Raw genomic sequence first — 12,771 nt, forward strand, 5'->3', positions numbered from 1 at the left:
TCGATGCTTTTTAACCAAGCCTCACGCCTGGCCAAGATCACCAGCCCACTCGGGCCGGATGTGCTGTTGCTCAATGAAATGGGCGGCGGCGAAGAGCTGGGCAGGTTGTTCAACTTTGAGCTGCGACTGACCTCGCTGGACGCCAACATTGACCTTAACCAGTTGCTGGGCAAGCCGATGAGCGTTGGCGTGCAGCTGGCGGACGGTGGCGAGCGGCACTTTCACGGCATCGTTGCGCGTTGCAGCCAGAATATCGACCAAGGCCAGTTCGCCAGTTATCAGGTGACCCTGCGCCCGTGGTTCTGGCTGCTCAGCCGCACCTCGGACTGCCGGATTTTCCAAAACCTGAGCATCCCGCAGATCATCAAGCAGGTGTTCCGTGACTTGGGTTTTTCCGACTTCGAAGACGCGCTGAGCCGGCCGTATCGCGAGTGGGAATACTGCGTGCAGTACCGCGAAACCAGCTTCGATTTTGTCAGCCGCCTGATGGAGCAGGAAGGTATCTACTACTTCTTCCGCCATGAACAGGACCGTCATGTGCTGGTGCTGGCCGATGCTTATGGCGCCCACACCACGGTGCCGGGCTACGCGTCGATCCCGTACTACCCCAAGGACGAACAGCAGCGCGAACGCGACCATATGCACAACTGGCACCTGGCGCAGGAAGTGCAGCCGGGGTCGCTGGAGCTTAACGACTACGACTTCCAGCGCCCCAGCGCCAGCATCGACGTGCGCTCAGCCATGCCGCGCCCGCACACCGCCGGCGACTACCCGCTGTACGACTACCCCGGCACCTATGTGCAAAGCGCTGACGGCGAACACTATGCGCGCACCCGCATCGAAGCCCTGCAAACCCTGCATGAGCAGATCGAGTTCAACGGCAATGCGCGGGGCTTGGGCTCAGGCCATTTGTTCAGCCTCACCGGCTTTAGCCGCCAGGACCAGAACCGCGAATACCTGATCGTCGGCTGCCGCTATGCCATCGTCCAGGAAAGCCTGGAAAGCGGCGGCGGCTCGGGATCGGCGCAGTTCGAAAGCAGCCTCACCTGTATTGACGCCCAGCAAAGCTTCCGCCCGCTGGCCAGCACCTATCGGCCCATCGTCAAAGGCCCACAGACTGCGCTGGTGGTCGGCCCCAAGGGCGAGGAAATCTGGACCGACCAGTACGGCCGCGTGAAGGTGCATTTCTACTGGGACCGTCACGATCAATCCAACGAAAACAGCTCGTGCTGGATTCGTGTATCGCAGTCCTGGGCCGGTAAAAACTGGGGCTCGATGCAGATCCCACGGATCGGCCAGGAAGTGATTGTGAGCTTCCTGGAAGGCGACCCGGACCGACCGATCATCACCGGGCGCGTCTACAACGCCGAGCAGACCGTGCCTTACGACCTGCCGGAAAACGCCACCCAGAGCGGCATGAAAAGCCGCTCCAGCAAAGGCGGCACGCCGGCCAACTTCAATGAAATCCGCATGGAGGACAAGAAGGGCCTGGAGCAGCTGTATATCCACGCCGAGCGCAACCAGGACATCGTGGTGGAAGTGGATGAAAGCCACTCGGTGGGGCATGACCGCAACAAGAGCATTGGGCATAACGAGACGGTGACGATTGGTAATAACCGCCTGCGCATCGTCAAGCAGGAGGACATTCTCTCGGTGGGCCAAAGGAAGACCGACAGCATCAGCCAGAGCTACGTGATTGAAGTGGGCGAGAACCTGCGGCTGGTCTGCGGCGAAAGCATTCTGGAGTTGAATGCCAGCGGGCAGATCAACCTCACGGGTGTGAATATCAGTTTCTATGCCAGCGGCGATGCCGAGTTTAATACCGGCGGCCTCCTGCACCTGAACAACGGCGGCGGCGCTGGCGCCACGCCCGATGGCCAAGGCGTCAAAGCCAGCATCGACGCCAATATCAAAGCCGCGTTCCCCACGCCTAAAAGCTCCTGACGAGACCTGTTTGCCATGACGTACCGAATCAACGAATTTCAGTTCCAACTGCCGGCCGCAGAGTTGCAGGACGCAACGATCAATATCCTCAAGTTCCCCGAGCTGGGCACGTCTCTGATCGTCAGCCGCAGCTTGCTCGCCGAAGGCGAAACCCTGCACAGCAACTTCGACGACCAGCTCAAGCGTCTGGAAAAACAGGTGCAGGACTTGCGTTGCCAACCGAGCGTTACCGTGCGTCTGGGCGCCGCTCAAGAGGTGGAAGGTATCGAGTTGCGCAGCCAGTTCAACAAGGGCAATGACAAGGTGTTCCAGTATCAGTTGGCGCTGGTGTTGCCGGGTACGCGCAAGATGCTTGCCTTGAGTTATGTGAAGGCCGAAAAGCTAGGCGATACCGAGGCTGCGCACTGGGCATTGATAAAAAATTCGCTGTCGTTTGACGCTATTTCTTGATGAGCTGCCTGCATGTCTGACGCGTTATGGGCAGCCCGGATGGGCGATGCGCTCTCCCACACTTCGATGATGGCGGACATCCTCGGCGGTGTGCTGGAAGTGGCGGCCAATATCGCGATCACGGCGGTGGCGACGGCTGCCGTGGTTGCGGCCACCGGCATTACCGTGGTCACCGGTGGCCTCGGCTGCTTCCTGCTGGGTGCGGTGGTGGGCACGATTGTTGGCCTGGCCATGAGCAAAAGTGGCGCGGACAAAGGCCTGACCAAGATATGCGATGCCTTCAGTAACGCCCTGTTTCCGCCCACGGTGCAGGCGAACATTCTCACCGGTTCCACCAATACCCTGACCAATAACATGCCTGCGGCTCGTGCGGCCGGGGCGATCAGTTCCCATGTCACACCGGCCGGTACCGAGCTGGAAGCGCCCGAACCGGAACCCGAAGCCAGTTATCTGGACATGGCCGCAGGTTTCTTTTCGCAGATGTGGCGCCCTACCGTCGCCACACCTGCGCCGGGTGCCGTGCCCAAGCCGCTGGATCTGGTGGTGTGCATGAAGCACCCGCCAATGCCGCCGCAGTTTCTGGCCGAAGGCTCGGATAAGGTCACGATCAACGGCCAACCCGCCGTGCGCAGTGGTGATCGCAGTACCTGCGATGCGACGGTGGTGTCGTCCGGGCTGATTTCCTCCAACGTGACCATTGGTGGCGGTTCGGTGGTGGTGCGTGAGATTCGCAGCGGCAAGACGCCCGGCGTCGGGCTGGCGGTTACAGCGCTGTTGATGCTCAAGGGTGGCAAGGGCAAGTTCTTCAGCAAGTTGCCGTGCATGTTGGTCAGCGGCGCCACTTCGATGGCCATCAGCAGCGCGATGGGCGCTGCGGCCAACGCCGCGATGGGCTCGTCGAACCCGGTGCATGCCGCGACGGGCGCGAAGGTACTGGGTGATGTCGACGACCTGGATTTCGTGCTGCCGGGTATCCTGCCGATTGACTGGCAGCGCTTCTACAACAGCCGTGATGAACGCCAGGGCAGCCTGTTTGGCGTCGGCTGGAGCGTGCCTTACGAGGTGTGCGTAGACATTCAGCCGCATCCCGAGGGCGGCGAAACGCTCGTGTATACCGACGAGCAGGGTCGGCCCATCGACATGGGCTCCATTCCGTTGGGCGGCGCAGTGTTCAGCGCGGGCGAAGGGCTCGCGGTGCGGCGACACCTCAATGGGCAATTGCTGATCGAAAGCGACGACGGCATGTACCGCTTGTTCGAAGCTGCGCCAGCAGCCCCGTCGCAACTGCGTCTGAGTCAACTGGGTGATCGTAACGACAACCGCATCTACCTCGACTATGACGAAGCCGGGCACTTGGTGCGTCTGCGCGACACGTTCGATCTGGTACAGGTTGAGCTGATCCGCGATCAGGGCTATCTGAGCCGCATCGAACGCCTGTACCCGGATCAACGTCGCGAAGTGCTGGTGAGCTACGGCTACGACGCGGCGGGTAATCTCGCGCAAGTGCGCGATGCAACCGATCAAGTCCAGCGGCGCTTCGCCTACGATGCCGGGCGCCGAATGGTGGAACATCAATTGCCCACCGGATTGCGCTGTTTCTATGAGTGGGCACTGGTCGAAGGCCTGGAATGGCGCGTGGTTCGGCATTGGACTGATGAGGGCGACGCTTACCAGTTCGACTATGACCTGCAGGCTGGCTTAACGCGCATCACCGATGGCCTGCAGCGCGTGAGCACGCGGTACTGGAACACTCAGCACCAGATCATTCAGTACAGCGACAACCTCGGCCAGACTTGGCTGTTCGAATGGAACGACGAACGTCAGTTGCTCAGCGCGACTGATCCGTTGGGTGGGCGCTATGAGTACAGCTACGATGAGAGCGGCAACGTAATCGGCGAAACCGACCCGCTGGGCCGCAGTGATTCGACCTTGTGGCTGGAACATTGGGCATTGCCGCTGGTGGAAACCGACGCGGCCGACAACAGTTGGCAATATCGCTATGACCCACGCGGTAACTGCATCGCCGAGACCGATCCGCTGGGTTATATCACCCGCTATCGCTATGACGCCCACGGCCAGGTCGTGGAGATTGTCGACGCCACCGGCAAAAGTAAAAAGCTGCGTTGGAACGCATTCGGGCAGTTGGTCGAGCATATCGATTGCTCGGGCTACCCGACGCGTTTCAGCTACGACGAACGCGGTTATTTGCAGGTCATCACCGATGCGCTCGGTGAACGCACGCAGTTCAGCTATGACGCTCAGGGGCGCTTGCTCAGCAGCCAATTACCGGATGGGCGCACCGAGTTGTATCAGCGCGACGCCAGCGGGCAGTTGGTGGGCTACACCGATCCCGCCGGGCACAGCACGCTCTACCAACACAACCGGCGCGGCCAGGTACGCCAGCGCACCGATGCCCATGGGCGGCAGGTACAGTTTGGGTATGACAGCTACGGACGGCTGCAAGCGCTGGTCAACGAGAACGGTGAAAGCTATCGGTTTGCGTGGGACGCCGGGGATCGGCTGACCGAGCAGCAAGACCTCGACGGCAGCGCCAAGCGCTACGACTACGACTTGCTCGACAACATCACGGCGGTGACTGCGCTTCCTGCGCCTTATGGCAATGGACTGGCGGTGGTGCCCGAGACGCCACCCGCGCCCATCGTTCATCGGCTGGAGCGTGATGCGGTCGGGCGACTGGTGGCCAAAACCACCGACGATGGCCGCACCGACTACAGCTACGATGCCGTGGATCAGCTCACGGCTGTGACCTTCACCGATCTGCAAGGCAATTCCCAAGCCTTGGGTTTCGCCTACGACGCTGCCGGCCAGTTGCTTGCCGAACAGAGTGCCGCCGGCAACCTGCAACATCACTACGACGAACTCGGCAACCTGATCCAGACCCAACTGCCGGACGGCCGCTGGCTCAACCGCCTGTACTACGGCAGCGGCCATCTGCACCAGATCAACCTGGACGGCCAGGTGATCAGCGATTTCGAGCGCGACCGTCTGCACCGCGAAGTGCTGCGCACCCAAGGGCAGCTCAGTACGCGCAGCGAATACGACCGCAGCGGCCGCTTGCGCTCACGCCAGCGCCGCCTGAATAGCCAGCCAACGCTGATGCCCGCAGCGGCGCAAAAGCAGTTCGAATACGACCCCGCCGACAACCTGATCGGCAAACTCGACCAACAACCCGCCGCGCAACATCGCCAACTGCTGCACTACGACGCCACCGGCCGCATCATCGCCAGCCAGGACAGCCTGCATGGGCAGCGCGAAGCCTTCGCCTACGACGCCGCCGCCAACCTGCTGGACGGCCCGCAAGCGGGTGCCGGGTTGGTGGTGCATAACAAGCTGCTGACGTATCAAGACAAGCGTTATCGCTACGATGCGTTTGGGCGGATGGTCGAGAAGCGCAGCGCTAAACGTGGTGTGCAGCGGTTTGCGTATGACGCTGAGAGCCGGTTGGTTGAGGTGCGTAATGACGATGGCAGCGTGGTCAGGATGGTGTATGACCCGTTGGGGCGTCGGATAGAAAAAACCGAGCATGGCAGTGATGGGTATCCGCTGGGGGAAACGCGGTTTACCTGGGATGGTTTGCGGTTATTGCAGGAGCATAAGCACAGTCAGACAAGCCTGTACGTTTATGAGGATGAAGGCTATCAACCTCTGGCTCGCGTGGACGGTGCCGGGCCGCTGCAGAAGATTCGTTACTACCACAACGACCTGAACGGGTTACCAGAACAGCTAACAGAGGTTGATGGGCACACGCTCTGGCAAGCGACTTATCGGGTGTGGGGCAACACGCTGGAAGAGGTGCGTGAGCCTTATTACATTGAGGAGCAGAACCTGAGGTTTCAGGGGCAGTACCTGGACCGGGAGACGGGACTGCATTTTAATACGTTCAGGTTTTATGATCCGGATGTGGGGCGGTTTACGACGCCGGATCCGATCAGCTTGCTTGGTGGTACCAATCTTTACCAGTACGCACCAAACCCAATTACGTGGGTCGACCCATGGGGCCTATTTAACTGGAACTACAAAAACATGCCTGGAATCGATGGGTTCCAGAAGCACCACATTATTCCTCAATCGCTGGCTGATCATCCTGCGCTGAAAAAAGCTGGATTCGACATACACAAAACATCCAACATCATTTACTTACCTTCTGAAGAGGGCAAACATGAATACCGTACTATTCACAAAGGCTCCCATCCGGGTTACAACAAAGCTGTTCGCGCACAACTCAATGAAATATCCATTGCAGGCAAGGCTGGAAAATGGAAAAAAGCCCAGTACGTGCAGGCTGTGAAGCAAGTTGTCAGCTCTCAACGGTCAGGGTTACGCAGCGGGCGTACCAGACTGAATAAAAATTCAACTCAAGCAGGTCGCTGCGGGAAATAATATGTACCTATTGGACGTCAGTGAAAGTTACTCGGAAATTTACTGGTTTAAATACGACCAGAAAGCCTCCCCCGATCACCTATTGTTTATAAGTGGAGAAAAACATTCATCGATTACTACCACACCGACCTTTAGAAACAAAAAAAAGGTCAGTAAGCCTCGCCTACTGTCTTACGATCTTCTTCAAAGTGACACACTCGAGTTTGTAAGCACCGCAATGGCCAACATACTGTGCACGTTTCCAGAAGACGTTCAGCTCTTCCCTGCTGACGTTTACCTCAAAGAAGAAAAACTGCATGGCTATTATGTATTCAATGTAATCCAGACGTTACCTTGTATTGACTTGGATAACTCTGAGTATGGCCCCATGTTTAGTTTTATGCCTGATGGTCCTCTTAGATTTACATCACTTCAAAGTCTACCGCCTGATGCTTTAGGCAATCATCATATCGTCAGGGCGAAGGAAAGCTCTCAACGCATCTTCGTTTCCCAGCAGTTCAAGGAGCAGTGCGAAGCTGCCCAACTTAAGGGCATGCAATTTGTAGATTGCTCTAAAGGCATTCAAGTGTGAGCTTATATAATAGAAGTTTCCACACATTAAAAGTTAATTCAAGTTATACAGGTCAGCAAGATTAAAAGTCTGTCCCCTTATCTATGCGAAATGCCGTAACGGAAAACGAGTAGGTGGCAGGAAAACCTGGGGGGGCGGGTCATCCTGCAGAAAATAAGGAGTTTCTGATGAAAAAGATGCAAGACATAACCAACCTGTTCAGCACCATCAACTCCCATACCGATAACGATTGGGTCTATACCAACCTAGAGAAATGGGAAGCGCATCCAGAGAGCGCAATTTTCTACCTCATTTCAGAGGATGAAATTGACGATCTCGAGGAAGAAGATAAAACAGTCGAGAATTCTGCCGGCGAACTTATCCCTAAATCCTTGGCTAAGGAAAACGTTGAAACCTGGCTGGATGCACAAACTCTACTAGCCATATTCGAAATCATTCAAAAGAAAGTTAAGGCGCCAGACGACGATATTTTGATCCGAGCAATCAATCACTATCGAGAATTCGATGACTTCATGGAAGCCTGATTACTATCCAAAAAAATGGGCACCCAACCCAGTCGGCGTGCCCATTTTCTTACCAACCCGCCTCCCTTCAGACGGTCCTGCTCTTAGGGGTTGACGCTGTCTTTGAGCGACTTGCCCGGCTTGAATGCAACGGTGTTGCTCGCCTTGATTTTCACTGGCTCGCCGGTTTGCGGGTTTTTGCCGGTGCGGGCGCCGCGGTGACGTTGCAGGAAGGTGCCGAAGCCCACCAGGGTGACGCTGTCTTTGCGGTGCAGGGCGCCGGTGATTTCTTCGAGAACGGCGTTGAGAACGCGGTTGGCCTGTTCTTTGGTCAGGTCTGCTTTTTCTGCAATAGCGGCTGCGAGTTCTGGTTTACGCATAAGTGAAGCCTCTTTGACGGTTTTTTGTTGTTATGTCCGTGCTGCTCTCTGGTGGAGCAGCGCCCAAGGCGCCGCAGGCTCTACTCTGCGGCAGACGGGAGTGAGGATGGCATGCCCTCGCACGCTCCGCCAGTCTCGCGGCGACCTTTCTGGGGGTAAGAAGGTGCTGATTCCGACAGAACGACCGGTATTTACGCCAGCAATGGCGGAAGTTCTTTGTTAAGGGCGAGTTTTTCCATGACAGCGCTACCAGTCAGCGCATAACCCAGCAGGCGGCCGCTGGCGTCGCGGCACAAGGCCTTGATGTCGGCGCCCTGCCCTTCGACGCTCCACACGCCTTCGGTGCCGCGTGGCGGCGGTGACACCACCAGCGGGCAGATCGGGGTTTTCACAGTAATCGGCATCGGCCCATAGCTGACGGCCGTGGCGTTGCCGGCCAAGGTTTGGGCCAATGCACGGGCGCAGCTCATCAATGGCATCACGTAGAGCAGGTTGAGGCCATCGACCTCGGCGCAGTCGCCCAGCGCGTAGATGTTGGCGTGGGAGGTCTTGAGGTGGCGGTCCACCATGATTCCACGGTTGATCTGCAGGCCGGCAGCGGCGGCGAGGTCCACGCGCGGGCGCAGGCCGATGGCCGAAACCACCAAGTCGCAATGAATCACCTCACCATCGGACAGGTGCGCTTCCAGGCCATCCGCCGTGCGCTGCAGGCGATTGAGTACCGGGCCCAGGTGGAAGCGTGCGCCGAGGCCTTCCAGGCCAGCCTTCACCGCTGCGGCCGCCGCCGGGTGCAGCAGGGTCGGCATGACTTGCTCGCAGGGGGCGACCAGATCAATTTCGTAGCCGCCAAGCATCAGGTCGTTGGCGAATTCGCAGCCGATCAGGCCGGCGCCCAGCAGTAGCACACGGCGCTTCTCGGCTGCGGCGGCACGAAAGCGTGCGTAATCTTCGAGATCATTGATGGGGAAAATCAGTTCCGCCGCATCGCCTTCTACCGGCACGCGCACGGTTTCTGCGCCCCAAGCCAGGATCAGGTCGCGGTAGGCCACCGCTTCCTCGCCGATCCACAGGCGTTTGTGGCCCGGGTCGATGCCGCTGATGCGCGTGTGGGTGCGCACTTCGGCCTTGAGTTGCTCGGCCATGGCGCCCGGTTCAGCCATGCTCAGACCGTCGGCTTCCTTGTTCTTGCCAAAGCCGGTGGAGAGCATGGGCTTGGAGTAGGAGCGCCCGTCATCCGCGGTGATCAGCAGCAACGGGGTCTCGCTGTCGAGCTTGCGAAACTCCCGGGCCACGTTGTAACCGGCCAATCCTGTGCCGATGATCACGACAGGTGCGTTCATTCCTTTCTCCTTGTAGTACGTTTCTTAAACCGATGATTAGCCGATTTCGATCATTTCGAAATCCATTTTGCCTACGCCGCAGTCCGGGCACAGCCAGTCTTCCGGGACGTCCTGCCACAGGGTGCCGGGTGCGATACCGTCATCCGGCCAGCCGTCTTTTTCGTCATAGATCAGGCCGCAGACTACACATTGCCACTTCTTCATTACTTGCTTCCTCAGGGTCCAGGCATCTTGGCCGACGGTCGATAGACCAACGTTGCCGTGCGGCTCAGGGCGTTTTGTACTGATCGGGGCCGACAGATGCAAGCATGTTCGACGCAAACGGCCGGTTCAGCCCGGCAAAAGCTCGGGACGCCATGGTAAGCTCGCCGCCTCTTTTGCTGCCAATATTGACTCACTGTGCCGCACTCAATCGCCCATCCCGATGCTTGCCAATGGCTGACCCAGAGCCTTCTGAGCCCAATGCCCGCGCCCTTGACCCTCAACTGGCTGTTCGACGAAGGCTCGCTGACGCGCCGGCTTACGTGGCTGTCCAACGACGGCTTCAGCGTGACGCCGCTGTTCGAAGGCTGGCAGCCACTGCGCGAGGATGAATGTGCCGCGCTGGGCATGGCTCCCGCCACTGTCGGCTGGGTGCGCGAGGTGTATTTGCGTGGGCATGGCCAGCCGTGGGTGTTTGCCCGCAGCGTGGCGGCGCGCAGTGCCTTGCAAGGCGACGGCTTGCACATGGACGAGTTGGGCAGCCGTTCGCTGGGCGAATTGCTGTTCTGCGACCGGGCCTTCGCCCGCCAGGCGATCGAGGTGTGCCATTACCCACGGCAATGGCTGCCGAGCCCCGACCAGGCCGATGGCCTTTGGGGGCGACGCTCGCGCTTTGATCGCGGGCCGTTGAGCGTGCTGGTCGCGGAAATTTTCCTGCCCAGCTTCTGGCATGCGCTGCATGACCACCCGGAGAACTGCTGATGTATCAACGTCTGCTCAAGTCCTTGAATCGCCTGAACCCCAGGGCCTGGGATTTCATTCAGTTGACCCGCATGGACAAACCTATCGGCATTTACCTGCTGCTGTGGCCGACGCTGTGGGCGTTGTGGATTGCGGGCAAGGGCTCGCCGTCTTTGCTCAATATCGTGATTTTCGTGCTCGGCGTGGTGCTGACTCGCGCTGGCGGCTGCGTGATCAATGACTGGGCCGACCGCAAGGTCGACGGCCATGTGAAACGCACCGAGCAACGGCCGCTGGTGAGCGGCAAGATCAGTTCCAAAGAGGCCTTGGTGTTTTTTGCGGTGCTGATGGGCATCAGTTTTCTGCTGGTGCTGCTGACCAACGCCACCACCATCCTGCTGTCCCTGGGCGGCCTGGCGCTGGCGGCGAGCTACCCGTTCATGAAGCGCTACACCTATTACCCGCAGGTGGTGCTGGGCGCGGCGTTTTCCTGGGGCATGCCGATGGCATTCACTGCCGAGACCGGGCATTTGCCGGCCACGGCGTGGCTGCTGTACATCGCCAATTTGCTGTGGACGGTGGGCTACGATACGTATTACGCGATGACCGACCGCGATGACGACTTGAAGATCGGGGTGAAATCCACCGCCATTCTGTTCGGCGACGCGGACCGCGTGATCATTCTGACCCTGCAAGGTTTGTCACTGGTGTGCCTGCTATTGGCGGGGCAACGGTTTGAGCTGGGTGGCTGGTTCCACCTGGGGTTGCTGGCGGCGGCGGGCTGTTTCGCCTGGGAGTTCTGGTACACCCGGGACAAGGACCGGATCAAATGCTTCAAGGCGTTTTTGCACAACCACTGGGCGGGGTTGGCGATATTTGTCGGGATTGTGGCGGATTACGGGTTTCGGTAATTCAGTGCTGACGCCATCGCGGGCAAGCCCGCTCCCACATTTGGAGCGCATTCCAAGTGTGGGAGCGGGCTTGCCCGCGATGGTTTCAATGGCGCCGCAGAGTCAAGGCTTGGCGACCTTCCAGGCACCGTCCATTTTACCTTCACCGGTCATGTCGCCGGCCTTCTTGTCCATGACGAAGGTGTAAAGCGGCTTGCCGCTGTAGGCCCACTGGCTCTTCTGATCGTCACGCGTGATCACGGTCCATTTGCCCATCGGCTTGTCAGTGGACTCAGCCATCAACGGCGGCCAGTTCGTGGCGCACTTGTCGTTACACATGGACTTGTCACCAGAGTCCTTGGCAAAGGTGTAGAGCGTCATGCCCTTGTGATCCACCAACACGCCGTCCTTAGTCATCGCCGGCTCAGCCGCAAATGCCAGTGTCGGCAGGGTCAACGCCGCCGTTACCAACAGGGCTTTCCAGGAAAAAGTACTTTGAGTCATCGGAACCTTCCTTTTGTGGTTGTCAGGATTCGGACCCAAAGGGTAGTCCAGAGTGCCGCGAATTGCCCGATCGACTAAATTACTGTCACACGACTGCAATAATTCCGTTATCTAATGCGGCGCAAGACAGTTAAATGACAAGAGGATTTTGAGCATGGTTGGCAGGAGCATTCTGATCGTTGACGACGAAGCGCCCATTCGCGAGATGATCGCCGTTGCGTTGGAAATGGCCGGCTACGACTGCCTGGAGGCGGAGAACTCCCAGCAGGCCCATGCCATTATCGTCGACCGTAAGCCGGACCTGATCCTGCTGGACTGGATGCTGCCCGGCACCTCCGGCATCGAACTGGCTCGCCGCCTCAAACGTGACGAATTGACCGGGGATATCCCGATCATCATGCTCACCGCCAAGGGTGAAGAGGACAACAAGATCCAGGGCCTGGAAGTCGGCGCTGATGACTACATCACCAAGCCATTTTCCCCACGTGAGCTGGTAGCGCGCCTGAAGGCCGTACTGCGCCGTGCCGGCCCGACTGATGGCGAAGCGCCGATCGAAGTCGACGGGCTGATCCTGGACCCGATCAGCCACCGCGTGACCATCGACGGCAAGCCGGCCGAGATGGGGCCGACCGAATACCGCCTGCTGCAATTTTTCATGACCCACCAGGAGCGCGCCTACACCCGTGGCCAATTGCTCGACCAGGTGTGGGGCGGCAACGTGTATGTGGAGGAGCGCACGGTTGACGTGCATATCCGCCGCCTGCGCAAAGCCTTGGGCGATGCCTACGAGAATCTGGTACAAACCGTGCGCGGCACCGGCTATCGCTTTTCCACCAAAGGCTGAGC

At 58.8% G+C, this 12,771-nt stretch carries 12 protein-coding genes; 8 read left to right on the top strand and 4 right to left on the bottom strand.

Features of this window, described 5'->3' with window-relative positions; translation table 11 throughout:
* The first annotated feature begins 3 nt into the window (after positions 1 to 3).
* From P5706_RS32280 to P5706_RS32300, 5 genes are all read left to right on the top strand, one after another.
* Positions 4 to 1,944, top strand: a complete 1,941-nt coding sequence (locus P5706_RS32280) for a type VI secretion system Vgr family protein (protein WP_285684495.1) — start codon at positions 4 to 6, stop codon at positions 1,942 to 1,944.
* 15 nt (positions 1,945 to 1,959) lie between these two features.
* Positions 1,960 to 2,394: a DcrB-related protein gene (locus P5706_RS32285; protein ID WP_285684497.1), complete on the top strand. Its 435-nt coding sequence runs from the start codon at positions 1,960 to 1,962 to the stop codon at positions 2,392 to 2,394.
* Positions 2,395 to 2,406: 12 nt separating this feature from the next.
* Positions 2,407 to 6,795, top strand: coding sequence for an RHS repeat-associated core domain-containing protein (locus tag P5706_RS32290; protein ID WP_285684499.1), 4,389 nt, complete (start codon positions 2,407 to 2,409; stop codon positions 6,793 to 6,795).
* Between the two features lies 1 nt (position 6,796).
* A complete protein-coding gene (locus tag P5706_RS32295; protein WP_285684501.1) occupies positions 6,797 to 7,366 on the top strand; it encodes an imm11 family protein in 570 nt (189 codons plus the stop codon).
* Positions 7,367 to 7,533: 167 nt separating this feature from the next.
* Positions 7,534 to 7,890 carry a DUF7716 domain-containing protein gene (locus P5706_RS32300; RefSeq protein WP_285684503.1) on the top strand — a complete coding sequence of 119 codons (357 nt, stop codon included), beginning with the start codon at positions 7,534 to 7,536 and terminating at the stop codon, positions 7,888 to 7,890.
* Positions 7,891 to 7,973: 83 nt separating this feature from the next.
* Here P5706_RS32300 and P5706_RS32305 read toward each other — a convergent pair whose 3' ends face one another.
* The 3 genes from P5706_RS32305 to P5706_RS32315 form a co-directional block, all read right to left on the bottom strand.
* Complete coding sequence (locus tag P5706_RS32305; RefSeq protein WP_003213368.1) at positions 7,974 to 8,249, bottom strand: HU family DNA-binding protein; 276 nt, start codon at positions 8,247 to 8,249, stop codon at positions 7,974 to 7,976.
* 191 nt (positions 8,250 to 8,440) lie between these two features.
* Positions 8,441 to 9,589, bottom strand: coding sequence for an NAD(P)/FAD-dependent oxidoreductase (locus tag P5706_RS32310; protein ID WP_285684506.1), 1,149 nt, complete (start codon positions 9,587 to 9,589; stop codon positions 8,441 to 8,443).
* Positions 9,590 to 9,625: 36 nt separating this feature from the next.
* The gene (locus P5706_RS32315) at positions 9,626 to 9,793 is read right to left on the bottom strand and encodes a rubredoxin (RefSeq protein ID WP_003213373.1); all 168 of its coding nucleotides are present in this window, start codon (positions 9,791 to 9,793) and stop codon (positions 9,626 to 9,628) included.
* A 195-nt stretch (positions 9,794 to 9,988) separates the two neighbouring features.
* Between P5706_RS32315 and P5706_RS32320 the strand changes: the two genes are divergently transcribed.
* Positions 9,989 to 10,552 carry a chorismate--pyruvate lyase family protein gene (locus tag P5706_RS32320; protein ID WP_285684508.1) on the top strand — a complete coding sequence of 188 codons (564 nt, stop codon included), beginning with the start codon at positions 9,989 to 9,991 and terminating at the stop codon, positions 10,550 to 10,552.
* On the top strand, positions 10,552 to 11,442 hold the full coding sequence (gene ubiA, locus P5706_RS32325; RefSeq protein ID WP_200431089.1) for a 4-hydroxybenzoate octaprenyltransferase: 891 nt from the start codon (positions 10,552 to 10,554) through the stop codon (positions 11,440 to 11,442). Before P5706_RS32320 ends, ubiA begins: the two co-directional genes overlap by 1 nt.
* 102 nt (positions 11,443 to 11,544) lie before the next feature.
* On the opposite strand, the gene P5706_RS32330 is transcribed toward ubiA, so the two are convergent.
* Complete coding sequence (locus P5706_RS32330; RefSeq protein WP_285684510.1) at positions 11,545 to 11,925, bottom strand: COG4315 family predicted lipoprotein; 381 nt, start codon at positions 11,923 to 11,925, stop codon at positions 11,545 to 11,547.
* Positions 11,926 to 12,079: 154 nt separating this feature from the next.
* Between P5706_RS32330 and phoB the strand changes: the two genes are divergently transcribed.
* Positions 12,080 to 12,769 (top strand): phosphate regulon transcriptional regulator PhoB, encoded by a 690-nt coding sequence (gene phoB, locus P5706_RS32335; protein ID WP_003195617.1) that lies wholly within the window; start codon positions 12,080 to 12,082, stop codon positions 12,767 to 12,769.
* The last annotated feature ends 2 nt before the right edge of the window (positions 12,770 to 12,771 follow it).

The sequence above is a fragment of the Pseudomonas sp. ChxA genome (assembly GCF_030263855.1).
Taxonomy (GTDB): domain Bacteria; phylum Pseudomonadota; class Gammaproteobacteria; order Pseudomonadales; family Pseudomonadaceae; genus Aquipseudomonas; species Aquipseudomonas fluorescens_CB.